Here is a 24,278-nt window from a genome sequence, read left to right on the forward strand (position 1 = left end):
CGAAGGTTTTACTTTTAGAACGGATACATCCGTATCCGTGCTGCTGGTCGTCACGTACTCACAGGCCGCGCGAGCGACGCTCCGGAACGTCTGCCGAAGCCACGAGACGACAGTCGTCAGACGGTTCGGCCGTGCGGCGCTGTTCGCGTCGACCGAACTAGGCGCCTTTCTCGCACTTCGGTTGCGCGCCAAACACGGCGGCGACGTCCAACTGTCGCGGACCGAACCGTTCAACGAGTTCGCCGAGGTTGCAGCGGAGATACGCGAGGCCGCGACCGCCTACGAAGCCCGTAACTCGCCGAGCACGCCGTACGCGAAGTTCGCTGCGGGGACCGACCACCCGAACACCGAGCAGATGCGCGGTCGAGAGTTGTGAAGGTCCGCGTCGGAACGTCGGTGTACCGAGGCCGGGCGGTCGACCTCCGAGCGGTGAGTCTCGCCCCGGAGACGGTGTACGAGGCCGTCTGCGCGGAGGCAGCCTCCGGACGAGTCGCCGTGGACTGCCCGACACCCCGAGTCGGACACGAAGCGCTGTGGCACGTCGACGACCCGTCCGGCGAGTCGTTGGTGCGGTCGCTGGAGGCGGCGGCGCGCTCGCGCGGGATGACCGTCCCCGAGGATACCGAACGCGCGAGCGTAGAGACGACGCTCTCCGAGCTCGACGTTCCGGACGTGGAGACGGCCGAAGCCCGGAGACGCGTCGCCGATGTCGGAGACGACGAGACACGACTCAGAGAGCGCGTTGCCGCGTTGCGCGGCAAGATACAGGAGCGCCGGGAAGCAGAGCGGGACACGACCGAGGTGGGCCGAACGCTGACCGGGGCGTCGAAGACGGAGTTCGCACTCGCGGCGTACGTCGAGACGCACGAACCGGTCGAGGAACTGGCCGACGCGACGTCGGGCGAACTGACGCCCGCGACGAACGCGACGGTGGCCAAACGCGACGCGCTGGCGGAGACGATGAGCGACGCGAGCGAGTTCTTCTGAGCCGATATCCTCGGTGAGAAAGCCGTATTCACTTATTACAGTTTACAGTTGATAGGTAAAGGTCGCGTATGCATTTGGACGAGAGTTCGTCAATCCCGTCGTATCTGGTCGACGAGGTGCTGTTTAGTGAGCCATCAGGATGGGTTCACGCGTCGGTCCAGTTCGCCAGCGCGCTGCTGTTCACCGGGATATACGTCTACTTCGGCGTTCTAGGTGACGTCCCGTTCGACCCAGCGCTCTTTCTCGCCGTCGCCGCTTCGTTGTCCAGCCTTGCGGAATCGCTTCCGAAAGAGCGCCGACGGACGGCAGGGATGTTGCGTGTACTGGGGATTCTGGTGGCACTCGCCCTGATAGCTCTCGTGCTGCTGGCTCCCGAACACGTTCTACCCAGATAGTCGTCCGTCTCGAAAGTTCGTTCAACTGTTTCTACTCGGTCAACCGCCGCAGCGACGACGGGAGGAAACCGTCGACGCTGTCGAGAACGCCCTTCTCTTCGAATTCGAGGTCGAGTTCCGTCGTCACCGTCGTCTCCGCGGCGTGGGCAACCGTCGGCGCGAACGTTCCGGCCGTGTCGAGCGACGCCGGGACCGGCGCGTCGGTGTCGGGGACGAACGCGTCCGCGGCCTCGAACCGGCCGTGGGTCGCGAGTGTCGCATGTGTCTCGATACCGAGGTCGGCGAGTCGGTCGCGAAGACGGCGGTTCGCCTCCACGCCGCGGTCGGTCGCGGGTGCGACGGTGACGACCCGTTGGGCGGCGTCGGCGGCCGCGATGGCCTGGTTCGCGGCGACCGGCGGCACGTCGAGGAGGACGTGGTCGAACGCCGCGCTCGCTTCGGCGACGCGTGTCCCGAATCGACGGGCGGCCTCGGCGGTCTTCGCGCGGGCGAGGCGCTCGAATGGCGCGCTGGCGGGGACACAGGCGACGCTCCCCGGTACCCGCTCGGGTAGCGAGAACTCGGCGAGTCCGGCGTCCAACGGCGTCTCCGGTTCGACCAGGAGCGCCGTCATATCGGTCTCCAGTCGACCGTCGTGGTAGTCGGCCAGCCCCTGCGTCGCGAACGCGGCGTCGAGTACCGCCACGTCGCGCCCGTCGTTCGCGAGCGTGGTCGCCAGTTCGAGCGTCGTCCGCGTCGTCCCCGCGCCGCCGGTCGCTCCGACGAGCGCAGCGGAGACCGTGTCAGACATACGCCGAGTTGGTGCCGCCATCGGGCTAAAAGTCTGCGGTTCTTTGAACAGTTCGACTCGAAGCGAGTTTCGCCGCGAGGCGACGACGCGACCGACTCACTCGGCGACGTCGTCGGCGATGGCGTCGAGTTCCTCGTCCGAGAGGTCCGGACGCTCGCCCGCGACGGCGTGAATCGGGCCGCCGCCGTCGCCCTCGAAGCGCGGGACGAGGTGGACGTGGACGTGCGGCACCTCCTGACCGGCGGCGCTGCCGTCGTTGATGCCGACGGTGACCGCGTCGGCGTCGACGGCCGACTCGACGCGCGGGGTGAGTTCGTGGACCGCCGCGAACAGCTCGGACGCCTCGTCTCCGGAGAGGTCGTCGAGTCGCTCGGCGTGATTTTTCGGGATGACGAGCGTGTGCCCAGGCGACAGCGGGTTCGCGTCGAGGAACGCCAGCGCGCGCTCTGTCTCGTAGACGGTGCGTCCGGGGATGTCGCCCGCGACGATTTTACAGAAGATACAGTCGTCGGCCATGGTGTGAGCGTCTCTCGCCGTCGGCAAGAAAGTTCGGACGAACTGCGAGATGGTTCGGAGAAGGGGTGAGAACTGACGGGCGTAGTGAAGGACAGCCCAACAGTCGAACGAGACCGTAACTCAGGGTAGATAGTCGGCTATCGCGTCACGGTACTTCTCCGGCGTGTAGCCCAACCGCGAGAGCCACACCTCCTGGTACGAGGGATGCAGAAGCGGCAGTACGCGGACGCCCAACGTCTGCGAGCCGAACGGTTCCAACACTCGGTCGAGAAAACCGTCGAGCGGCTCGTCGTCGAAGGCGAGGAGCGTCGCCGTCGCGTGTTTGCCGGTCGTCACCACGAGTTCGGGAGCGACCTGTTCGAGTTCGGTTTCGAGATGGAGTCGACAACTGCGGCGCTCCTCGGGCGTCGGTTCGCGGTTCGACCCGTCGTCGCCCTCGGGGAAGCAGTTCACGGCGTTCGTGTAGTACGTCCGGTCGGCGTAGCCGAGCGACTCGAACAGCGAGCGGACGCGGCGGCCCGAGTGTTTGGAGGTGTAGGCGAACCCGGTGTGGTTGCCGCCTTTCCACGTCTCGGCGTCGGGGTCGCCGGCGCCGGGCGCTTCGCCGACGACCACCACGTCGGCGTCCATCGGCCCGTTACCCCACGAGATACAGGTGCGCGACTCGGCGAGCGCGGGACAGCGCGCACAGCCCGGTTCGAGGACGTTCTTCTCGGATTCGTCCGGATGGGTCGGCATGACGCTAACGTGGACTGGTGGGCGGGTCGGCCGTTCAGCGGCCGCGGTGTCGGTCTTCTATCTCCCGTGCCTGTTCGCCGATTTTCGAGAGTTCGCGCACGACTTCGTCGTCACGCCCCCCGTGTGCGGTCCGGACCGAGAGGTCCAGCGGCGAGGGGACGAACCGGGATTCGTCGGCTTCGTCTCCGTCGTCCCCGTCGTCTCCGCGGCCGACGAGAGCGAGAAACGCCTCCCAGAGGCTACGAACCATACGTGCAGTTCACGTCGGGAGATGATGAGTGTTCGCGCCGGGTTCGGCGGACGGTACTGTCGAGCCCGCCATCTCCTCCCGGGTCAGGTTTACTCCGTCAGCGGGAGCGCGATACCGAAGACGAACGGCGAGAGGAGCGCGATGGCGATGCCGACGATCTCCATGTCGAGAAACAGCGTGTCCTGCCACGCGGGGAGCGTTCCGAAGGCGGCGTGTCCGACAAGTTCGGCGAGCGCACCCACCGCGAAGAGGGTGACACCGAGGAGGAACGCGGATTTCGTCAGGCGGGGGTAGTCGATGTTACCGTAACGGCCGGTCATACACACGCTCTACGAGCGACCAGAAAAACCGTTTCGTTCTCGGGACGGAGAGTACGAGCGCTGGGCGAGAGCGAGCGCTGGACGAGAGCGAAAGAGTGAGGTGGGAGAGAGACGGAGGGGGAGGATATGCTCGAATCACTTCTCGAACTGCTGCCGGAGTTCGTCTCCGTGCTGTTCTTCGCGGGCGGAGCCGCCGCGCTCTCCACGCTCGGCGTCTACATCGAACAGCTCGCACTCGAAACGATGGCTACCGGCGAGACCGTGCTGGCGCTGTGGCTCGCCGTCATCGGACTGATGGCGTTCTACTTCGGCCCGTACCTGATGGGTTTCACCGAGGCGTTGCCGCGGAGCAGACAGTTGCTCGCCCATCTGACAGAGTAACCGCCGCGTTCAGAGCGCGTCGGCGACGACTGACGCGGCGCTGACGGCGCTCACTTCTCGTTCGACCGTGTCGGTTCCGTACACCGCTTCGATACCCGCAGCGGCGAGTTTCGTCCGTGCGTTGCCGGTGAGCACCGGGTGGACGCAGGTGGCGAAGACGTTGTTCGCACCCCTCTCTGCGAGCGCGTCGACCGCCTCGCTCATCGTCGAACCGGTGGCGATGATGTCGTCGACGACGACGATATCCCGATTTTCGACCGAGGCGTCGCTCGGTTCGACGCTCACCTCGCCGGTGTCGTAGTCGCGCGTCTTCTCGAAGTAGTCGGTGTCGCCCGCGCCGTACACGTCGCGGACCTCCTCGGCGAGGTCCTCGGCGCTTTCGTCCGGGCCGAGAAACAGCGGCTCTTCGAGGTCGTCGGGGAGCGGGGTGGCGAGCAACGACGAGGCCTCGACCGTCTCGCAGGGAACGTCGAAGAAGTCGGCGACGCTCTCTTCGTGCGGCGTCACGAGGACGACGCGGTCGGTGCCGGAGCTGATCGCGCGGGCGACGGCGCGCGCGGAGATAGGGTGGCCGGATTTGAACGCGCGGTCCTGTCGGCTGTAACCCATGTAGGGAAGGACAGTGACGACCTCCTTCGCGCCCGCTTCTCGGGCGGCGTCCTGCAACTGGAGCAGTTCGAGGTGAGCGTCAGAGGAAGTAGTCGCACAGACGACGACGGCGCGGTCGTCGTCGAACTCGGGCACCGAGGCGAGCAGTTCGCCGTCGGGGAAACGGTCGTACTCGGCGACGGACAGCGACTCGCCCGTCTCGGCGGCGAGGGCGGCCGACAGCGCCTGCGAGGTCGAACCGGAGAGTATCATGGGTGCGTCTCTTCGCCCCGGCCTAAACCCGTTTTCGTTACCGTCGCGTCGTCGGTCTCGTCGCGTCGCCCTCGGCGCTCGTGTCGCGGCTCACTCCTCGATGACGCGCACGACGACGCCCGCGATGCCGTCGAGTCCGAGCGTCTGCGAGCGCCAACCGTCGCCCGCGTCCATGAGCAACGTCCCCGCCTGGGTGACGGCGTACGTCGCCGGACCGTGCGCCACACCGACGATGGGTTCGGCGGCGGGTACGTCGACGGCCTCCCACGCGTTCTCCTCGGTGCGCGAGTAGACCCGGCCGTCGCCGACGGCGTGGGCGCGTCGACCGTCGCCGGCGACGACGTGGAACGACCCCGAGAGCGCGTCCATCCAGCCGTTTCCGAGCGCGTAGAGGCCGGACCCGGTCGCCGCCAGCGGGACGCCCGCCGCCGACACGTCGCGCACGTCGTCGAGACCGACGTTCGAGAGACCCCCGTCGTCGACACGGTGGACGCCGTCGGCGGCGGCGACGAGCGCGCCGTCTATCGCCCGCGGGTGGTCGACCGGTCCTAGCTCCGTCCACGTCGCCGAGTCGCCGGCCTCGTCCATGGAGCGACGCGCGACGCGGCCGGACTCGTCGGCGGCGAGCAACGCGTCGCCGTCGAAGCCGACGGCCACGGCCGACCCGAACCCGACCGCTTCGAACCCCTCGCCGTCGCCGCTGTCGAGGAGTATCGAGTCATCGGTCGCAACTGCGATTCGCTCGCCGTCACCCGCGACGTCGAGGGCGGTGCATCGGTAGTCGATACCGAATCCGCCGATTCTGTCGTCGGAGACGTCGACGACGACGACGCCGAGCGCTGCCGCGACGAACAGCTCCGCCTTACCGGCTTTGTCGGCGTAGACCCGCTTTTCGTCGATAGTAGGCATACGCCCGTAGTGGGGTGCGAAGTGCGAAAGCGTTCCGCCTAGAACGAGAAACACATTTAATGTGTAAACCGTCAGGATTGAAGGAGCACCAAACCGTCAGGATATCTGAGAATAGATAGAGAATAGCACGCATGATTTAACCGCAGCGGCGACCCGTGGTCGGACATCATCAGACGTGTCTCAGAAAGTACTCCTCATCTGCAAACACTGCGACCGAGCGCTCCCCGGTGAGAGACGCGAGGACGGCACACTCCGACCGTACGGCGTGAGAGGGTGTCCCAACTGTCACCGCGCCGATTTCGAGGTTCGAGGCGAGTGAGGCCTCTAATCGCCGATTCGGCGCAGTCGGCGACGCCCCGACCGTCCGCTCAGAGGAACTCGCGGACGTCGGAGTACCACATGTCGTGGTAGTCGACGAGTTCCAACGCGTCGGCGATGTCGACGGCGAGCGCGTGCCAGCAGCGCTGGTCCGGGTCCTCGGGGTCGAGGTTGTACGAACTGTCCTTGCAGGTACAGCCGCCCTCCTCGACGACGTACTCCTCGGCGTAGCCGACGACGACGGTGAAGTCGCGGTAGCGCTTGACGCGGCGTTCGGAGACGGCTTCGATGGCCTGTGTCGCTCGCGTCCCGTGCGCGGATACGAGCGTCTCGACTACCGGACCGGTGAGCTGTCCGGCCTCTCCGAGTGCGGCCTGCCAGTCGTCGTCGCCGTCGCCGCCGTTCACGACGCCGGATTCTCGGGGCCCCCACAAAACGCGTTCGGTGCGGGCGGCAGTGGGCCGGTCGTCACACCGGACCGACGACTTCGACTTTGATTCCTTCGGGGTCCTCGCAGTAGAGGGCGTAGTAGCCGCCGGCGTAGGGGTGGCGGTCTTCGTAGAGCAGCGTCGCGTCGTCGCGTTCGCGGACGCCCGCGGTGAGGTCGTCGACCTGCTCGCGGGAGGCCGCGTGGAACGCGAGGTGGTTCAGTCCCGGTTGCCGTCGCTCGAACGGGGAGCCGGAGTCGTCTGCCTGCACGAGAACGACGTAGGTCGGACCGTTGACCCACGACCGACCGTTCTCCCACTCGTGTTTCCGTTCGTAGCCGAGTTCGGTCAGCAACCACTCCCAGAATCGAGCCGAGGCGTCGAGATCCGATGCGTACAGTTCGACGTGGTGGAGCTGTCCGGCGGCGTCGGCGTCGGCATGGTCGTAGTCGCCCGCGTCGTAGTCGTCGTGATTCACGGCGCGACGGACGGAACGCGGCGAGATAAAACGCCGCGTGCGCGCAGCACGGACGAAACGGGACCGCGCCACTTTTCGCCGCTCACGGGCGAGTCGAGATATGCAGATTCACGAGGGCGGCGTCGACATCGAGGTCGCCGACTCCCGCGACGGGGCCAGCGAGGGCGCGGGCGACGGGGTGTTCTTCAACCCGACGCAGGAACTGAACCGCGACGTGACGGTCGCGGTGCTCCGGGCGTACCGCGAACGAGAACCGCGCGCGGAGACGTACCTCGACGCGATGACCGCCAGCGGGATTCGGGCCGTCCGCGCCGCCGCGGAGGGCTGGCGCGTCACCGGTGCGGACATCGATTCCGAGGCGGTCGAACTCGCACGGTCGAATTTAGAGCGGAACGGGTTGGCGGGCGAGGTACTCGAACGCAACGTCAACGCCTTGCTCTACGAGGACCGCGAAGTGTACGACGTGGTCGACGTCGACCCGTTCGGCACGCCCATCCCCTTCGCGGACGCGGCGCTGTCGAACGCCCGAAATCTGGTCTGCGTCACCGCCACCGACACCGCGCCGCTCTGCGGCGCGCACCAGAACAGCGGGATTCGGAAGTACTCGACGCTCCCGCAGAACACCGACTTCCACGCCGAGATGGGCCTCCGCGTCCTCCTCTCGGCGCTGATTCGGACCGCCGCGCGCTACGACGTCGCGGCGAAGCCCGTGCTCTCGCACGTGTCGAGACATTACGCGCGGACGTATCTCGAACTCGACCACCGCGCGACCAGCGCCGACGCGCTCCTCGAACAGTTGGGCTACGTCCACAACTGCGAGGACTGCCTCACCCGAACTCACGAGTTCGGCCTGCTGTCACACCCGCCGGAGGCGTGTCCTCGCTGCGAGAGCAACCGCCTGCTGTCGGCCGGGCCGATATGGCTCGGCGAGACGGCCGACAGCGAGTTCGCGCTGTCGGTCCGCTCGCATCTCGACGACGGGATGGGGACGAAGAAGCGCGCGGCGCGAATGCTGTCGACGATCGCCGCGGAGCTCGACGAGCCGACTCACTACGACCAGCACCGCCTCTGCAAGCAGTGGAACCGCTCGGCGAACGCGATGGGCGAGTTCCTTTCGGACCTCCGAGAAGCGGGATACGAGGCATCGAAGGCGCACTACAGCGGCACCGCGTTCAAGACGAACGCGACTGTCGCCGAGATGCGCGAGGCGACGCGGCCGTAGTGACGATGGCGCGAGGCGACGTGGCCGGAGTGCCGACGGCGCGACCGACGACGGCACGACGGACGACCGTACGAGCGGCGACCGGCGCCCCCGATACGCTCTCTACGGCTGGTAGTGTCCATCGGTTACTTGTAACCAGTTGCTGAACAGTCTCACGTGTCATCGGCATCTATCAACTCCTCGTCCAGTTACGTCGGCACCGCACGGGCCGTCGTGACGGAGGTGCAGGAGCGCGAAGTGACGTTTCTGGCCGCGAGCATCTCCTACTACGCGTTCGTCTCGCTGATTCCGCTGTTGGTGCTCGCCGTCGTCATCGCCGGTCTCGTCGGGGGCGAAGCGCTGAGAGGCGAAGTTATGGCGCTGGCCGAGCAGTATCTCGTCCCGTCGGCACAGGATGCGGTTCTCAGCGCAATGACCGACCAGGCGGCCCAGGGCGGCCTCGGCGTGGTGAGTTTCCTCCTCACGACGTGGGGCGCGCTCAAACTGTTCCGCGGCGTCGACACCGCGTTCTCGCGGGTGTACGGCTCCGAGACCGGCGGCATCGCCGACCAGGTGAAGGACGGCCTCATCGTCATCGGAGCCATCGGCGCGGGCGTCGTCGGCGTCATCGCCGTCGGCGCAGTCATTGCACTACTGCCGATTCCGTACATCGGACTCATCGGACCGATCATGCTGCTCCTGACGCTCTGTGCGGCGTTCTTTCCCCTGTACTACGTGTTCCCGGACGTCGACGTCACCCCCCGAGAGGTGCTCCCCGGGACCGTGTTCGCCGCCGTCGGGTGGTCGATTCTCGGCGCGGTGTTCGGCATCTACGCCGCCGCCTCCAGCGGCGTCGGCGGTCTTCTCGGCGGCATCTTGCTGCTTCTCACCTGGTTCTACTTCGGCGGCACCATCATCCTCGTCGGCGCGGTGGTGAATGCCGTTCTCTCGAACCGTCTCACGGACCGGCAGGTACAACAGGAAGGGGCCCGACAGGAGAAACCAAGCGACATGTCCGAGGAGGAGGCACGACGAGCGGGGGAAGCGCGACGAGACGAGGACGTAGAACCGAGCGGCGCGCCCGACATCTCCGAACTGTCGCGACAGGTCGCGGAGCTACAGGCGGAGCTCGACGCCTTCGAGTCGGACGTGAACGAACGAACGGTCGAGCGGCCGAAACTGGAGGCGGAACTGAAACGCTACGTCCGCGGGCAGATGCGCCGCGGCAAAGCCCGTGGATGGGGGCCGTACCTCGTGCTTTTGTACGGGACGGTGCTGACGCTGGGCGCGTTCTTCTATCTCGGCGAAGCGCCGCTTATCGCCGTGTTGGCGATGCTCATCATCTTCCTGTCGACGCTCGGCCTCTACGTCATCTTCGTCGTCGTCGGCGTCGGCCTCAACGCGCTGGGCGTCCCGAGTCGGGCCGCCGACTGGGTGCGCAAGCGACGCTCGTGAAGCGACTCCGTGTCCCGCACGGACGTTGCTCGCTCGGCGAGAACGGTAGCCCGGTACCCTCACCACTATCACTAAGCGAGTAGCGATACAACGGTACCCAATGCGAGAACTGGGCATCACCGAGACGCTCTCGAACCTCCCGGACCCCGCCGTCGCCGCGTTCGCGTTTCTCACGCAACTCGGCGACGTCTGGTTTCTCTTCGCGGCGCTCGGTCTGTTGTATCTGCTCGCCGGCGAGCGAGTCGCCTCGGCCCCTCGACGAACGGGCGCGTTACTGATCGCGCTCTCTATCGGCGCGCTGGCGTTGACGCTCGCGCTGAAGGCCACCTTCGCGTTTCCGCGGCCGCCGGCCGCCGAAACCGCCTCGATTCCACCGTGGCTGCCGCTGACGTTCGAAGCCGCCTACCTCAACGTCGCGACGGGCGACGGGTTCGGCTTCCCCAGCGGCCACGCTATCGGGTCCACCGTCGCCTACGGCGGCGCGGCGGCGGTGCTCGACGTGTGGAACCGACGGAAGCGGACGCTCGTCGCGGGCGGTGCCGTCGGCGTCGTCTGTCTCGCGCGACTCGTCCTCGGCGTTCACTATCTCGTCGACGTGCTCGCCGGCGTCGCCGTCGGTCTCGTCTACCTCGCCGTGGCGCTCCGGGTCGCCGACGGCGACCCCGCCCGCGCGTTCGGCATCGCCACCGTCACCGCCGCGCTCGCGCTCGCCGCCGTCGTCATGCGAGGCGTCCCTTCGGAACTCGGACCGGTCGCAACGACGCTCGGTGCGGCTTTGGCCGGTGCCGTCGTCTGGAGACGCCTCGATGCGACGCAGGCGGCCGTCTCACTCCCCGTCGCCGTCGCCGGCCTCGGGCTGTCGGGCGGGCCGTGGATATTCGCGTATCTCGCGGAGGTCGGACTCGTCGTCTCGTTCGTCGCGGGGGCGACAGGGCTCTCGATTCTCGTCGCAGTACCGGCGCTCGTGGGACATGACGAGGGCGAAAAAAGCGGCGGCGGAACGTCGCGGACGGTCTGAGCCAACCGTTCAGAACGTTTCGAGGTACCGTTCGACTTCCCAGTCGGAGACGTCGACACGGTACTCGTCGTACTCCTGGGTTTTCGCCTCGACGAACTTCTCGCAGATGTGTTCGCCGAGCGCTGCCTGGATGTCCTCGTCCGCTTCGAGCGCGGCCACGGCCTCGCCGAGGTTGCCCGGGAGCGTCTCGATGCCGTACTCCTCGCGCTTCTCCTCGTCGAACTCGTAGATGTTGTCTCTCACCGGGTCGGGCGCTTCGAGTTCCTGCTCGATGCCGTCGAGACCGGCGTGAATCATCACGGCGAGCGCGAGGTAGGGGTTGCACGACGGGTCGGGCGAGCGGAGTTCGATACGACTCGCGGCCGGGACGCGTGCGGCCGGTTTGCGGATGAGCGCCGAGCGGTTACGGTCGGACCACGCCACGTAGACGGGGGCTTCGTAGCCGGGGACGAGGCGCTTGTAGCTGTTGACCGTCGGGTTGCAGATGGCGGTGATAGCGGGCGCGTGTTGGAGGATGCCCTGCAGGAACTGCTTTGCGGTCTCCGAGAGGTTGAACTCGTCGTCGTCGTCGTGGAAGGCGTTCTCGCCGTCCTCGAACAGCGAGATGTGGGTGTGCATCCCCGACCCGTTGATCTTGGCGATGGGCTTGGGCATGAACGTCGCGTGCAGGTCGTGCTCGGCCGCGATAGCGCGAACGACCGTGCGGAACGTCCCGACGTTGTCGGCGGTGGTCAGCGCGTCGTCGTAGGTGAAGTTGATCTCGTGCTGCCCCTCGGCGACCTCGTGGTGGCTGGCTTCGATCTCGAAGCCCATCGACTCGAGGCCGTAGATGATGTCGCGACGGACGTCGGAGGCGAGGTCTTTCGGCGCGAGGTCGAAGTACCCCCCGGCGTCGTTGGTCTTCGTCGTCGCGCGACCCCCCTCGTCCTCCTCGAAGAGGAAGAACTCGGGTTCGGGCGCGGCGTTGATGTCGTAGCCCATCTCCTCGGCGCGGGCGATGGCCTGCTTGAGGACGTAGCGGGGGTCGCCCTCGAACGGCTCACCCGTCGAGGTGTCGATGACGTCGCAGATGAGGCGAGCGGAGGCACCCTCCTCGCGTTTCCGCCACGGCAGGATCGCGAACGTGCTGGGGTCCGGCTTGAGCCGCATGTCCGACTCCTGGATGCGAACGAATCCCTCGATGCTCGACCCGTCGAAGTAGATTCCTTCGGAGAACGCCTTCTCGGCCTGTGTGGCCGGAACGGCGACGTTTTTTACTGTGCCGAGAATATCCGTGAACTGCAAACGGAGGAAATCAACGTTTTTCGACTCGATTTCGTCGATAACTGCCTGCGCTTCGGTGCTCAGCCCCCCGTCCGGAGATGCGTTTTCGTCCGTCATATTTCTGAACAGGCTATGCGTGTACACCCAGTATAAAGACGTTATCGCTTACCGCAAAACACCCGCTACTGCTCTATAATTGGATATTCGTTAAATTCTAATCCCCCCAGTACGTTCGTGGGTGTAATGACGTACGAAAACCTCGACGCAAAACTCATCAATGCACTACTGGGCGACGGCCGCGCGAGTCTGCGAAGCCTCGGCGAGAAACTGGACGTCTCGGTCACGACCATCTCGAACCACCTCCGCGACCTGGAGGCCGAAGGCGTCGTCGAGGGGTACACCCCCATCGTCAACTACGACGCGCTCGGCTACGACGTGACCGCGATCATCCAGTTGAAAGTCGAAGGGAGCGCGCTCCCCGACATCACCGAACGCCTGCAGGAGCAGAAACAGATGATCTCGGTGTACGAAGTCACGGGCGACTACGACGTCATCGCCATCGGCAAGTTCACCGACACCGACGGCATGAACAAGCAGATAAAGGAGTTGCTGACCGACGCCGACATCCGCGAGTCGAACACGAGCGTCGTACTCAACGCCGTCGTCGAGAACGAACAGTTCGAACTCGATATCGAAGAGTAGGCGGGATTCGACTCGTTCTCGGCGTTCGTTCTGTCGACGAGTGAGGACTCTGTCACACACCGCGTTCGCGACACAGAGTCCGCGACACACAGAATCCGACCGGCAGGGCGGTTCGGCCGGGATACTGAAGCGGCGGCGGTCCGCTCGGGCAAGCGTCTAACGCGATAGAGAGAGACGGAGGACGTGCACTCGAAGTCCTCCTCGAACACGAACGTCCCAGTTCCACCTTTTGCTCGCTCACTACGTTCGCTCGCAAAATCTGGACCAAAAAAAAAAACCGCTACTCGAAGTTCTCTTCGAACACGAACGTGCCGTTGCGCTGCACCACTTCCCCGTCGACTTCGATGGTGGAGTTCTCGCTCATGTCGACGATCATGTCGACGTGTTCGGCGGACTCGTTGAGTTCGTTCTCCTCGCCGACACACTCCTCGTAGGCGCTGCCGACGGCCATGTGGACCGTGTCGCCCATCTTCTCGTCGAACAGCATGTTGTAGGTGAACGTGTCGATGGCGCGGTTCATCCCGATGCCGAGTTCGCCGAGGTAGCGCGACCCCTCGTCGGTGTCGAGGATGCTCGTCAGTAGCTCTTCGTTGCGCTCGGCGCTGTGGGCGACGACCTTCCCTTCCTCGAACGTGAGGCGCGCGCCCTCGATTTCGCGGCCGTAGCGGTACAGCGGCATGTCGAAGTGGACGTCGCCTTCGACGCTGTCCTTGACGGGTGCGGTGAACACCTCGCCGCCGGGGAGGTTCGCCTCGCCGTAGTCGTTGATGGTCTCGTTACCCGTCAGACTCATCGTGAGGGCGGTCTCGTCGCCCGAGGTGATGCGCACCTCGTCGGCGTCGTTCATGATGTCGACCATCTGCTGTTGGAACTCCCGCTGGGCGTCCCAGTCGAGCGTGACGGCGTCCCAGACGAAGTTCTCGTAGCCCTCGGTGCTCATTCCTGCCAACTGGGCGTGGCCCGTCGTCGGGTACTGCGTGAGACACCACGTCTTCGAGAGTCGCTCGTGGAGAATCTCCCGTTCGGCCCGGCGGAACGCGGCGTTGGTCTCTGGGTCGACGTCGGCTTTCTCGGAGACGTTGCCGCCGCTTCGCGCGACGATGTAGACGTCCATCTCCTCGTAGAGCGCGAGTTTGTGCGCCGGGGTGTCGAACTCGTCCTCGCGTGCGCGGAGGAACGCTCGCTCGGCGCGGTCGGAGTTGTTGAGGTAGATGGGGTTCGCGCCGCGGTCGCCGATGAGTTCGTGGAGCGCGACGGCGAGGTCCTCGGCTTCGCTCGGCATGTGGACGACGACGTTGTCGCCCGCGTCGATGTCCGTCGAGTGGTCGACGATGGTCTGTGCGTGTTCGCGGATACGCGGGTCCATGCGTCGGGGGTTCTTTCGGTGGGGGGTTACGGTTTTCGGAGTTGTCGTCTGGATTTCGTGATTGGGTCAACGAACTGTTTGTGTTTAGAGAAGATACTTGTTCGGACGGTGGGAATGAACGGCGTGAACCGACGTACGTATCTCGCCTCGGTCGGCGCGAGCGCTGCACTCGCTGGCTGTACTACGCTTGCTGCACCGCAGGACGACTCACGACCGAACTATCTCGGGAGAGAAATCGTGTACGAGCGCGACGGTTTCGAACTCAGTCTTCTGGACGAAGTAGCTCGTCTGGGAGAGACGGTTGCGTTCGAGGCGACCAACACCGGAGAGTCGGAGATTTCGCTCGGCTGCAACAGCCCGTGGGCGATTCAGAGAGAGACTGCGGATGGCTGGCAACACACGACGTGGACAGGTGGACGCTACTTCGAGATGTGTTACTCAGCACTCCGACCGGGCGATTCTGTTAGAGAGGTAGTCACCTTATCCGAGTCCGCACTCGACGGGCAAGTGAGCGAACTGCATACCGAACTCCGTCCCGGTCAGTACCGCTTCGTGCTTATCGGCTCAGAGCCCTATCTAGCTACTGATTTCGAGATTTTGGAGTAGGTGTGGCAGTCGCTCCACAGCCAACAGTGCCGTTTCGATTCTAGCTGCCGGGCGCACCGAGAGACCACACCGCCACCTCAGACCTCCCCAGCCTCGTCGGCGACACGAGCGTCGCCGACTCCCTCGCGCACGGTTCGTCGCCACGGAGGGCGACGGAGCCGCGCGCCTCGACTCTCGCTGGCCGTAGACTGGTAGTCACGGGACGAGATGCTGGAACGCCCGGAGCGCGTTCTCGCCGTCGTTCGTGAGCGTGACGCGCGTCCGGCGTCCGATGCGCTCGGTTTCGACGTAGCCGCGGGCGAGAAGCGGGTCGAGGACGCGCGAGTCGAGCAGTCGGTAGTAGGCTTTCTCGGTCGTCGCCGCTGAGGTCGCGACAAAGTCGAAGTCGCGTTCGCGCGCGAAGTCGATGAGATCTCTCTTGTTCGGTCCGCGGGAGCGGCCGCCGGGGTCGGTCGTCTCGTCGGTTTCGGCGTCGACGTACAAGAGGAACGCGACGAGCGTCGGCGAGGGCGCGTCGATAGGGTACGTTGGCAGCGCGAACACCGACTCGACCGTGGCGTGCAGTGGGTCCTTGGGGACCTCCCGGCCGTCGGGGCCGTAGTCGGGTTTGGCGTAGAACGGCGTCGCACCGGTCGCCATGCAGGCGATCATCCCCGCGATAGCGGTGATCTTGCTACCCCCCGAGAGGTTGACGAACACCTCGTCGTCGGCGTGGTCGTCGATGGCTTCGGCGATGCTTCCGAGCGCGTCGTAGAGGTCGAAAATGTCGCACGTCCGGAGTTCGAGGTCGATGCGGTCGTTCCCCTCCAGCTCGGCGAGAAACGCGTCCAGATAGTCGATGTCGGCGGCGTCGGCGTGTTCGATGGCGACGACCTTGTCGGCGCGCCACCGGAGCACGGGGTCGCGGAATCGGGCGTACTCGAACCCGAGGGGGACCACCTGCACGCGCAACGGAACCGGAGCGTCCGTAGTCATATCCGGCGGTCGGCGGCGTCGGTCATGAGACTGTCGAACGGCCCGAACCGTCCGGAAATCAGCGCCGGAGAGGCCCCGCTCATCGCCTCTGGACGACGAGCGCACCGAGCGCCGCGACGAGGAGGCCGAACCACGCCGTCGGCGAGAGCGGTTCGTCCAGAAACAGCCAGCCCAAGAGGGCGACCTGGACGAGCATCGTGTTGTTGATGACGCTCGACTCGACGGCCGAGAGCGTCCGCAGCGTCCGGTTCCAGAGGGTGAACGCGAACGCCGTGTTAACGACCGCGAGCCACCCGACGACGAGCCACGACTCCGTCGACAGCGCCGGGACTCCCTGAACGCTCGCGCCGACGGCGAGCAGCAGACCGCCGCCGAGGCTCATCGAGAGGGTCGTCACCGCCAGCGGCGACGGGCCGCCTCGATTGACCGCTCGACCGAGCAGCGCCGCCGTTGCGTTGCCGCCGAGGGCGACGGCGGCCGCCGCGAGTCCGACCCTGTCGCCGCTCGGGGCGACCGGTCCGAGGTAGAGTCCGACGCCGACGAGGAGGACGGCGATGCCGACCCACTGGCGGACGGTCGGGCGCTCGCCGAGCGCGACGATGCCAGCGGCGGCGACGGCGACGGGAGTGAGCGTGAGCGCGAGACTCACCGTTGCCGCGCGCAGCGACGCGAGCGCGACGAACTGCGCACCCTGCGTCATCGCGTACATCGTCAGACCGAGCGAACCGAGAACCGTCCACTCTCGACGGGATAGCCCCCGAATCGACGAGAGGCCCTCTCGTCCGAGTAACAGCGGCCATAACAGCGTCGCGGCCAGTGCGTAGCGAAGCCCGGCGAACGTGAGCGCCGGTATCGCGTCGAGACCGGTTCGGATGAGTACGTACGAACTCGACCACAGGACCGTGACAAACAGCGCTTCGGCGACGGCGACGGCGTGCGGGGAGCGTCGGAGGAGTCGCGTCCGACCGTCAGGCGTCTCTACGTCGGTGTTCACACCGAATCGTTCCAAACGGGGGTGATAGCGACGTTGCGTTACGGTCGTTACGGTCGTTACTATCGATACCGTTCGGGGAACGGACGCATCGAGTCGAAGCGGTCGGAGAAAGTACAACCGTCGCCGAGACCCGCGACTATTTGCGCGTCCGGCGAGAGGTCTCCGACGATGATAGACCTCCGCAGCGACACCGTCACGAAGCCGAGCGAGGAGATGCGCGAGGCCGCCCGCGACGCCGACGTCGGCGACGACGTCTACCGCGACGACCCGACCGTCAACGAACTCGAACGCCGCGCTGCCGACCTCGTCGGCAAGGAAGCCGCCCTATACGTCCCCTCGGGGACGATGGGCAACCAGATCGCGGTTCGGGTGCACACCGACCGCGGCCAGGAACTGCTCTGCGACGAACAGGCCCACGTCGTCAAGTGGGAACTCGGCGGCATCGCCCAGCTCTCGCAGCTGCAGGTCCGAACCATCGACTGCGGCGACCGGTGCGTCCCGACGCCCGAACAGATTCGCGAGCGCTACGTCGAGGAGGACCTCCACCGACCCGGGACGGGCCTCCTGACGCTCGAAAACACGCACAACAGCCGCGGGGGCGTCGCCGTCCCCAAAGAGCACATCGACGCCGCGGCGGAAGCCGCCCACGACCTCGGCGTGCCGGTCCATCTCGACGGCGCGCGCGTCTTCAACGCCGCCGTCTCGCTCGACGAAGACCCCAGATCACTAGTCGAGAACGTCGACAGCGTCATGTTCTGTCTCTCGAAGGGACTCGGCGCGCCCGTCGGCTCGATTCTCGCGGGCGACGAGGCGTACATCGACCGCGCGCGCCGCACCCGAAAGCTGCTCGGCGGCGGCATGCGGCAGGCCGGCATCATCGCCGCTCCCGGCCTCCTGGCGCTCGAAAACGTCGACCGTCTCGCAGAGGACCACGAGAACGCCCGGACGCTCGCGGCGGGGCTGAACGAACTCGACGGCCTCGTCGCACCCACGCCCGACTCCAACATCGTCGTCGTCGACGTGGCGGACGCGGGCCTCACCGCGAACGAGTTCGTCGACGCCTGCGTCAACGAGGGCGTCGCCTGCGGCGCGTTCGGCGAGACAATCGTCCGACTCTGTACGAACTGGGACGTCTCCGCGGCCGACGTAGAGGAGGCGCTCGACCGCATCGCCACGGCCGCCGAGTCGGCGTAGACGGTCGGCGACGTTCGCGACGAGACGGTCGAACTCGTCTCGGCCGAACTCGCCGAACTCCGCTCAGTCGAACTCGGTTGAGATGTGGTCCGGGTCCGTCGAATCATCCCCGCGCATCTCGTTCGCCTCGTCGGTGACGAAGTGGAAGCAGGCCCCCCCTTCGTGACTCTCACAGACGGTGACCGACCAGTCGTGCGCCTCGGCGATGGTGCGGACGATGTGGAGGCCGACACCGATACCGTCGCCGCCGGTCGAGAACCCCTGCTCGAAGACGCGTTCGCGGTCCTCGGGGTCGACGCCCGGTCCGTCGTCGGCGACGAAGAACCCCTCTTCGGTCGGTCCGACGGTGACCGACACCGACTCCCCGGCGTGTTCGACGGCGTTCCGGAAGAGGTTCTCGAACAGGCCGCGCAGTCGGCTCTCGTTGGCGTCGACCGGAATCGAGCCGTCCGCGTCGAGCGTGGCGTCGGCGGTCTCGACGCTGCGCCACGCGCTCCGTGCGACCGTCGCGGCGTCCAGCGGTGTGCGCTCGTCGACGGTTCGGCCCGCCCGCGCCAGCGAGAGCAGGTCGTCGATGAGGTCGTCCATCCGACCGAGCGACCGCTCGACCGCCTCGAACGACTCCTCCGAACCGGTCTCGCGGGCGAGCGACAGGTGGCCGACGGCGACCGACAGCGGGTTGCGGAGGTCGTGCGAGACGATGTGGGCGAACTCCTCTAGCTGCTCGTTCTGTCTGGCGAGACGCTTCTCGCGACGGGTTCGTTCGGTGATGTCGGTGTAGATAGCGTAACCGGCGACGTTCGTCTCGCCGATGGCCAGCGGGACGACGTGCAGGAGGAACTCGCGCGGACCGTCGGCTGTGAGCCGTCGGCACTCGCAGCGAAGGCTCTCGCCGTCCTGAAGCTGCTGGTTGAGTCGCGGGGCGGAACTCGGATCGCCCGCGTCCGCGTCGTCGGCGACGATGTACTCGTCGACGTTCTCGCCGACGATGACGTCTGCGTCGTAGCCGAACACCTCCTCGAACGCCGAGTTGACGCGGCGGACGATGGGTTCGCCGTCGACGAACTCGTAGGCGACGGCGGCGTCGGGGACGTTCTCGAACAGCGCACTAAGACGGTCGCGCTCGGCGCGCAGTTCCTCCTCCGCCGAGAACGTCGACAGCACCTCCGTCACGTGGGCGATGAGCAGTTCGGCGAGTTCGACGTCGGCCTCGTCGAACGCCTCCGGTCCGCTGGAGACGGCCTGAAACACCCCGACGTTGCCGATGGGGACGCTGATACCGGAGCGGTACTCGGGGCGAGCCGGACGAGCCTCCGGCGTCTCCTCGACCGCCCGGATGATCTGGGACTCGCCGGTCGTGAACGTCCGTCCGGCGACGCCCTCGGAGACGTGCATCGGACGCGCCCCGTCGGCGGGCGCTTCCGACGACATCGCGCGCGGAATCAGGTAGTCAGCTTCCTCCTCGGCGACGTAACAGGTGTCGAACTGGAGTATCTCCTCCGCTACCGTGACGACGCCGTCGTAGAGCTCGTCGCGCGAGTGGGCCGACGTGAGCCGAGCGGTCCCGTCGTGCAGGCGGGTGATGGTCTCTCTGCGTTCGCGGACCGCGCGCTCCGAGCGGATGCGCGAACGGGTCGCCGTCACGTACGAGACGAGTGTCTCGGCGAACTCCAGGTCGTGGTCGTCGAACGCGTTCGGCGATCCGGACAGCGCCTGGAACACTCCGACGTCGGGGATCGGGACCGACAGCGCCGACCGGTAGGCGTCGCTCGTCGGGTCGGTCCGGTCGTCGGCGTCCATCTCGGAGACGAGCGTCGACTCGCCGCTCAGATACGTCTGTCCGGTGACGCCGTGGTCGACAGGCACGTCGTCGATGTCCCATCCGGGCGTCGGGTTCGACACCGCGCGAACGACGAACCGCCCGTTCTCTACGGAGCGGACGTAACAGGTGTCGAGGTCGAGTACCTCCGCGGCGGCGTCGACGGCGCGCTGATAGAGGCCGCTCTCGTTCGTACAGCCGACGAGATCCGCCGTCGCTTCGTGGAGCCGCGCGACTTTCCGCCGGCTCCGGCGCAGTTCGGTCTCCGAACGGATGCGTGAGAGCGTCTCCGCCGCGTAGCGCATCAACAGCTCCGCGAGTTCGAGCTCGACCTCGTCGAAGGCCGCCGGCTCGGCCGCCAGCGCCTGAAACACGCCGACGTCGCCGAAGGGGACGCTGATTCCCGACCGGTAGGTGTCGTAGATCGGGTCCGCCACGTCCGAGTCGTGGAAATCGTCGACGAGGAACGACTGTCCGGTTCGGTACGTTGCCCCCATCACGCCGTGGTCCACGGGAAGCGGTCTGTGCGCGGGCGACTGCTCGGAGGCCGCTACCGGGACGAACGTGTCGCCTTCCACGACGCCGAGGTAGCAGTTGTCGAACGCCAGCACCTCCTCGGCGATGGCGTGTGTCCACTCGTAGAGCTCTTCGGGAGTGGACGCGCCGATGAGCGTCGCCGTCCGCTCGTGGAAGCGGACGATGCGCGCGCGATGGTCGTCGGAGGGCCGACGGGCGTCGGAGGTCGAGCGAGCGAGCGCCGAAGGACGACCATCACCGGCGGTTCGAATCGCCCACCGGATCTGTCCGACGAGGTCGCCTGCCTCCGGCGCGGCGTAGCCGTCGAACCGCTCGGGGGCGTCGACGGCCGTCTGTGTGAGAGGTGAACAGAGAACGACCGGTAGCGACGACGCCGCGACGAACGGAGAGAGCGCTTCGGGAGAAGTGACGACGACGCAGTCGGCGTCGTCTCCCTCCATCGAGGGAGAAGAGACAGAAGAGGTAGAGGAGGCGGCAGCGGTGGAAGAGGCAGCGGCATCGCCCGGGCGGAGCGTCCGGACCGAGATCCCGGAAGCGTCCGCGAGACTCGATTCGACCGTCGCGTCGTGCGGCGAGTCGGTCGTGACGAGCAGAACACGGACGGGCGAAGAAGGCGTCATGTGTCGTGGTGACCTGCTCCTACTTCGAGAGCCAGAACATAATCGTTTCGGCTCTGTGACCAGTTATTTAGCCGATAAGAATCCCGAGGGGTAAACCGTGACTGTCGGTGTCTCCACCGCGTTCGGCCGACACGTCCCGTTCGGGGAGCGTCTCGTTCGCGCCGACGGCGTTGACGAGGACGACGAATCCCAGCGCCGTCGCGAGCGAGCGCCCGTCGGGAGACGTTCGGCTCCGTGTGTGCACCATATCCGCTCTGAGACGCACCGAGGTCCTAACAGTTCTCCCGACGAATCACGGAGGGACGACCCCGCGACGTTCCCGAATCCTTTTAGCCGGTCATGGGCCAAACAGAACCAATGAGCAGTCTCGAATCGGAGTATCGTCTCGACTATTTCGAGGAGAACGACTTCGAGCGCAAGGAGTGTGTCTCCTGTGGCGACCACTTCTGGACGCGCGACCACGGCCGCGAGACGTGCGGCGAGCCGCCGTGCGACGAGTACAGTTTCATCGGCGACCCCGGTTTCGCCGAGTCGTACACGATGGAGGAGATGCGCGAGGAGTTTCTCTCCTTTTTCGAGCAGCACGGTCACACGCGCATCGAACCGTATCCGGTCGCGGCGAACCGCTGGCGCGACGACGTGCTGCTGACACAGGCGTCTATCTACGACTTCCAACCGCTCGTCACGTCGGGTGAGACGCCGCCGCCGGCGAACCCGCTGTGCATCAGCCAACCCTGCATCCGGATGCAGGACATCGACAACGTCGGCAAGACGGGTCGGCACACGATGGCGTTCGAGATGATGGCCCACCACGCGTTCAACGCCCGCGAGGAGGTCGGCGACAAGTACGCCTACGAGGGCGAGGTGTACTGGAAGGACGAGACGGTCCAGTACTGCGACGAGTTCTTCGAGAGCCTCGGCGCGAACGTTGAGGAGATAACGTACATCGAGGACCCGTGGGTCGGCGGCGGCAACGCCGGGCCCGCCATCGAGGTTATCTACAAGGGTGCCGAACTAGCGACGCTCGTCTTCATGTCGATGGAACAGGACCCCGACGGCGAGTACGAACTCAAGGATGGCAATCGCTACTCGCCGATGGACACGTACATCGTCGACACCGGCTACGGCCTCGAACGCTGGACGTGGATGAGCCAGGGGACGCCGACGGTGTACGAGGCGGTCTACCCCGACATGATCGCGTTCCTCAAGGAGAACGCGGGAATCGACCACACCGACGAGGAGGAAGAACTCGTCCACCGCGCCGCCAAGCTGGCGGGCGCGATGGACATCGACGAGGCCGAGGACATGAAGACGGCCCGCTCGGACATCGCGGGACGGCTCGACGTCGACGCCGAGGAGCTGACGGCGTTGATGCGGCCGCTCGAAGACATCTACGCCATCGCCGACCACTGTCGGACGCTCGCGTACATGTTCGGCGACGGCATCGTCCCCTCGAACGTCGGGACGGGCTACCTCTCGCGAATGGTGCTGCGGCGGACGAAGCGACTGGTCGACAACGTCGGTGTCGACGCACCGCTCGACGAACTCGTCGATATGCAGGCCAAACGCCTCGGCTACGAGAACCGCGACACGGTTCGCGACATCGTCCGGACCGAGGAGCGTAAGTACAGAGAGACGCTCGACCGCGGGGGCCGCCGCGTCCGACAGTTAGCCGAGGAGTACGCCGAGAAGGACGAGCCGATTCCGACCGAGGAACTCATCGAACTGTACGACAGCCACGGCATCCAGCCGGACATGGTGCAGGAGATCGCCGACGATCGCGGCGTCGACGTGGCGATTCCCGACGACTTCTACTCGCTGGTCGCCGCGCGCCACGAGACGCCTCAGCAGAGCCAGGAGACGACCGAGCGTGACGAGCGACTCGCGGACCTGCCCGAGACCGAACAGCTCTACTACGACGACCAGGACCGGACCGAGTTCGAGGCCGTCGTCCTCGACGTGTTCGAACGCGAGGACGGCTACGACGTGGTGTTGGACCAGACGATGTTCTACCCCGAAGGCGGCGGGCAACCCGCCGACCACGGCATCATTACCTCCGAGGACGGCTCCGTCGACGTGACGGACGTCCAGCGCCGCGACGGCGTCATCCTCCACCGGACCACCGACGACCCCGGCAAGGGCGAGTTCGTCCGCGGCCAGGTCGACATCGAACGCCGCCGCAGCCTCATGCAGCACCACACCGCGACGCACATCGTCGGCTACGCGGCCCGGGAGGTCGTCGGCGACCACGTCCGGCAGGCGGGTGCCCAGAAGGGCGTCGACCGGTCGCGCTTCGACATCACCCACTACGAGCGCCTCACGCGCGAACAGGTCGAGGAGATAGAGCGTGTCGCCAACAGCCTCGTCCGCGACAACGTCCCGGTGAAACAACAGTGGCCCGACCGCAACGACGCCCAGGAGAAGTACGGGTTCGACCTCTATCAGGGCGGCATCCCGCCGGGCGAGCAGATTCGGCTCATCGAGGTCGCCGACGACATCCAGGCCTGCGGCGGCACCCACGTCAAGCGGACCGGCGACATCGGGGCCATCAAAATCCTCACGACGGAGCCGGTGCAGGACGGCGTCGAGCGCATCGTGTTCGCGGCGGGCGACGCCGCGATTCGCGCGACCCAGGAGACCGAGAACGCGCTGTACGAGGCGGCCGACGTGCTCGACGTGAACCCCGAGGACGTGCCGGCCACCGCCGAGCGGTTCTTCACCGAGTGGAAGGAGCGGGGCAAGCAGATAGACCGCCTCAAGCAGGAGCTCGCCGAGGCGCGCGCCGCGGCGGAAGCCGAGGAGATAGACGTCGGCGGCACGCCCGCCGTCGTCCAGCGACTCGACACCGACACCGACGAGCTCCGCGCGACGGCCACCGCGCTCTCCGAAGACGGCAAAGTCGCCGTCCTCGGCAGCGGCGCGGGCGGCAGCGCCCAGTTCGTCGTGAGCGTCCCCGACGGCGTCGGCATCAACGCCGGCGAAGTCGTCGGCGAACTCGCCGGGATGGTCGGCGGCGGCGGCGGCGGTCCCGCCGACTTCGCGCAGGGCGGCGGCCCCGACGCCGACGAACTCGACGAGGCGCTCGACAGAGCACCGGACGTGCTCCGGAACGTCCTGAACGCGTAGACAGGACCTCCGTGTTCCGCGTCCGCGGACG

The 24,278-nt window shown here is 66.4% G+C and carries 26 protein-coding genes; 11 read left to right on the forward strand and 15 right to left on the reverse strand.

Features of this window, described 5'->3' with window-relative positions; genetic code table 11:
• Positions 1 to 37 precede the first annotated feature (37 nt).
• The 3 genes from LAQ74_RS13805 (at position 38) to LAQ74_RS13815 (ending at position 1,382) form a co-directional block, all read left to right on the forward strand.
• Complete coding sequence (locus LAQ74_RS13805) at positions 38 to 376, forward strand: DUF7855 family protein (RefSeq protein ID WP_224333112.1); 339 nt, start codon at positions 38 to 40, stop codon at positions 374 to 376.
• Complete coding sequence (locus LAQ74_RS13810; protein WP_224333113.1) at positions 373 to 987, forward strand: DUF7858 family protein; 615 nt, start codon at positions 373 to 375, stop codon at positions 985 to 987. Before LAQ74_RS13805 ends, LAQ74_RS13810 begins: the two co-directional genes overlap by 4 nt.
• Before the next feature lie 74 nt (positions 988 to 1,061).
• Entirely contained in the window at positions 1,062 to 1,382 is a 321-nt protein-coding gene (locus tag LAQ74_RS13815) for a DUF8011 family protein (RefSeq protein WP_224333114.1), read from the forward strand.
• 31 nt (positions 1,383 to 1,413) lie between these two features.
• On the opposite strand, the gene LAQ74_RS13820 is transcribed toward LAQ74_RS13815, so the two are convergent.
• From LAQ74_RS13820 to LAQ74_RS13840, 5 genes are all read right to left on the reverse strand, one after another.
• Positions 1,414 to 2,172: a ParA family protein gene (locus LAQ74_RS13820; RefSeq protein WP_224333115.1), complete on the reverse strand. Its 759-nt coding sequence runs from the start codon at positions 2,170 to 2,172 to the stop codon at positions 1,414 to 1,416.
• A 96-nt stretch (positions 2,173 to 2,268) separates the two neighbouring features.
• Positions 2,269 to 2,688, reverse strand: a complete 420-nt coding sequence (locus tag LAQ74_RS13825; RefSeq protein WP_224333116.1) for an HIT family protein — start codon at positions 2,686 to 2,688, stop codon at positions 2,269 to 2,271.
• A gap of 120 nt (positions 2,689 to 2,808) precedes the next feature.
• On the reverse strand, positions 2,809 to 3,426 hold the full coding sequence (locus LAQ74_RS13830; protein ID WP_224333117.1) for a uracil-DNA glycosylase: 618 nt from the start codon (positions 3,424 to 3,426) through the stop codon (positions 2,809 to 2,811).
• Positions 3,427 to 3,460: 34 nt separating this feature from the next.
• Entirely contained in the window at positions 3,461 to 3,676 is a 216-nt protein-coding gene (locus LAQ74_RS13835; protein WP_224333118.1) for a hypothetical protein, read from the reverse strand.
• 89 nt (positions 3,677 to 3,765) lie between these two features.
• The gene (locus LAQ74_RS13840; RefSeq protein ID WP_224333119.1) at positions 3,766 to 3,996 is read right to left on the reverse strand and encodes a DUF7860 family protein; all 231 of its coding nucleotides are present in this window, start codon (positions 3,994 to 3,996) and stop codon (positions 3,766 to 3,768) included.
• 126 nt (positions 3,997 to 4,122) lie between these two features.
• Between LAQ74_RS13840 and LAQ74_RS13845 the strand changes: the two genes are divergently transcribed.
• On the forward strand, positions 4,123 to 4,377 hold the full coding sequence (locus LAQ74_RS13845) for a DUF8151 family protein (RefSeq protein ID WP_224333120.1): 255 nt from the start codon (positions 4,123 to 4,125) through the stop codon (positions 4,375 to 4,377).
• Positions 4,378 to 4,386: 9 nt separating this feature from the next.
• Here LAQ74_RS13845 and prs read toward each other — a convergent pair whose 3' ends face one another.
• The 4 genes from prs to LAQ74_RS13865 form a co-directional block, all read right to left on the reverse strand.
• Positions 4,387 to 5,238 carry a ribose-phosphate diphosphokinase gene (gene prs / locus LAQ74_RS13850; protein WP_224333121.1) on the reverse strand — a complete coding sequence of 284 codons (852 nt, stop codon included), beginning with the start codon at positions 5,236 to 5,238 and terminating at the stop codon, positions 4,387 to 4,389.
• A gap of 90 nt (positions 5,239 to 5,328) precedes the next feature.
• Positions 5,329 to 6,147: an HVO_0234 family beta-propeller protein gene (locus LAQ74_RS13855; RefSeq protein WP_224333122.1), complete on the reverse strand. Its 819-nt coding sequence runs from the start codon at positions 6,145 to 6,147 to the stop codon at positions 5,329 to 5,331.
• 368 nt (positions 6,148 to 6,515) lie between these two features.
• Positions 6,516 to 6,872 (reverse strand): hypothetical protein, encoded by a 357-nt coding sequence (locus LAQ74_RS13860; RefSeq protein ID WP_224333123.1) that lies wholly within the window; start codon positions 6,870 to 6,872, stop codon positions 6,516 to 6,518.
• A 61-nt stretch (positions 6,873 to 6,933) separates the two neighbouring features.
• A complete protein-coding gene (locus LAQ74_RS13865) occupies positions 6,934 to 7,371 on the reverse strand; it encodes a VOC family protein (RefSeq protein ID WP_224333124.1) in 438 nt (145 codons plus the stop codon).
• 100 nt (positions 7,372 to 7,471) lie between these two features.
• Here LAQ74_RS13865 and LAQ74_RS13870 point away from each other — a divergent pair, with 100 nt between their 5' ends.
• The 3 genes from LAQ74_RS13870 (at position 7,472) to LAQ74_RS13880 (ending at position 11,045) form a co-directional block, all read left to right on the forward strand.
• Positions 7,472 to 8,593: a tRNA (guanine(26)-N(2))-dimethyltransferase gene (locus LAQ74_RS13870; RefSeq protein ID WP_224333125.1), complete on the forward strand. Its 1,122-nt coding sequence runs from the start codon at positions 7,472 to 7,474 to the stop codon at positions 8,591 to 8,593.
• 156 nt (positions 8,594 to 8,749) lie between these two features.
• Positions 8,750 to 10,027 (forward strand): YhjD/YihY/BrkB family envelope integrity protein, encoded by a 1,278-nt coding sequence (locus LAQ74_RS13875; protein ID WP_224333126.1) that lies wholly within the window; start codon positions 8,750 to 8,752, stop codon positions 10,025 to 10,027.
• Positions 10,028 to 10,127: 100 nt separating this feature from the next.
• Complete coding sequence (locus LAQ74_RS13880) at positions 10,128 to 11,045, forward strand: phosphatase PAP2 family protein (protein ID WP_224333127.1); 918 nt, start codon at positions 10,128 to 10,130, stop codon at positions 11,043 to 11,045.
• A gap of 9 nt (positions 11,046 to 11,054) precedes the next feature.
• Here LAQ74_RS13880 and glnA read toward each other — a convergent pair whose 3' ends face one another.
• A complete protein-coding gene (gene glnA / locus LAQ74_RS13885; protein ID WP_224333128.1) occupies positions 11,055 to 12,425 on the reverse strand; it encodes a type I glutamate--ammonia ligase in 1,371 nt (456 codons plus the stop codon).
• A 126-nt stretch (positions 12,426 to 12,551) separates the two neighbouring features.
• On the opposite strand from glnA, the gene lrp reads away from it, so the two are divergent.
• Positions 12,552 to 13,010 (forward strand): HTH-type transcriptional regulator Lrp, encoded by a 459-nt coding sequence (lrp, locus tag LAQ74_RS13890; protein ID WP_224333129.1) that lies wholly within the window; start codon positions 12,552 to 12,554, stop codon positions 13,008 to 13,010.
• Between the two features lie 280 nt (positions 13,011 to 13,290).
• On the opposite strand, the gene LAQ74_RS13895 is transcribed toward lrp, so the two are convergent.
• Positions 13,291 to 14,376, reverse strand: coding sequence for an aminopeptidase (locus tag LAQ74_RS13895; RefSeq protein ID WP_224333130.1), 1,086 nt, complete (start codon positions 14,374 to 14,376; stop codon positions 13,291 to 13,293).
• 114 nt (positions 14,377 to 14,490) lie between these two features.
• On the opposite strand from LAQ74_RS13895, the gene LAQ74_RS13900 reads away from it, so the two are divergent.
• A complete protein-coding gene (locus tag LAQ74_RS13900; RefSeq protein WP_224333131.1) occupies positions 14,491 to 14,982 on the forward strand; it encodes a hypothetical protein in 492 nt (163 codons plus the stop codon).
• A gap of 195 nt (positions 14,983 to 15,177) precedes the next feature.
• Here LAQ74_RS13900 and LAQ74_RS13905 read toward each other — a convergent pair whose 3' ends face one another.
• Together LAQ74_RS13905 and LAQ74_RS13910 are read right to left on the reverse strand one after the other, a co-directional pair.
• A complete protein-coding gene (locus LAQ74_RS13905) occupies positions 15,178 to 15,957 on the reverse strand; it encodes an HFX_2341 family transcriptional regulator domain-containing protein (protein ID WP_224333132.1) in 780 nt (259 codons plus the stop codon).
• A 79-nt stretch (positions 15,958 to 16,036) separates the two neighbouring features.
• Positions 16,037 to 16,951: a DMT family transporter gene (locus LAQ74_RS13910; protein WP_224333133.1), complete on the reverse strand. Its 915-nt coding sequence runs from the start codon at positions 16,949 to 16,951 to the stop codon at positions 16,037 to 16,039.
• 168 nt (positions 16,952 to 17,119) lie between these two features.
• On the opposite strand from LAQ74_RS13910, the gene LAQ74_RS13915 reads away from it, so the two are divergent.
• Positions 17,120 to 18,145 (forward strand): threonine aldolase family protein, encoded by a 1,026-nt coding sequence (locus tag LAQ74_RS13915; protein WP_224333134.1) that lies wholly within the window; start codon positions 17,120 to 17,122, stop codon positions 18,143 to 18,145.
• 63 nt (positions 18,146 to 18,208) lie between these two features.
• Here the strand turns inward: LAQ74_RS13915 and LAQ74_RS13920 are convergent, their stop codons facing one another.
• Positions 18,209 to 21,121: a GAF domain-containing protein gene (locus LAQ74_RS13920; RefSeq protein ID WP_224333135.1), complete on the reverse strand. Its 2,913-nt coding sequence runs from the start codon at positions 21,119 to 21,121 to the stop codon at positions 18,209 to 18,211.
• A gap of 67 nt (positions 21,122 to 21,188) precedes the next feature.
• On the reverse strand, positions 21,189 to 21,368 hold the full coding sequence (locus LAQ74_RS13925) for a hypothetical protein (RefSeq protein WP_224333136.1): 180 nt from the start codon (positions 21,366 to 21,368) through the stop codon (positions 21,189 to 21,191).
• A 110-nt stretch (positions 21,369 to 21,478) separates the two neighbouring features.
• On the opposite strand from LAQ74_RS13925, the gene alaS reads away from it, so the two are divergent.
• Positions 21,479 to 24,247 (forward strand): alanine--tRNA ligase, encoded by a 2,769-nt coding sequence (gene alaS, locus LAQ74_RS13930; protein ID WP_224333137.1) that lies wholly within the window; start codon positions 21,479 to 21,481, stop codon positions 24,245 to 24,247.
• Positions 24,248 to 24,278 lie beyond the last annotated feature (31 nt).

It is taken from the genome of Haloprofundus halobius (assembly GCF_020097835.1).
Lineage (GTDB): Archaea > Halobacteriota > Halobacteria > Halobacteriales > Haloferacaceae > Haloprofundus > Haloprofundus halobius.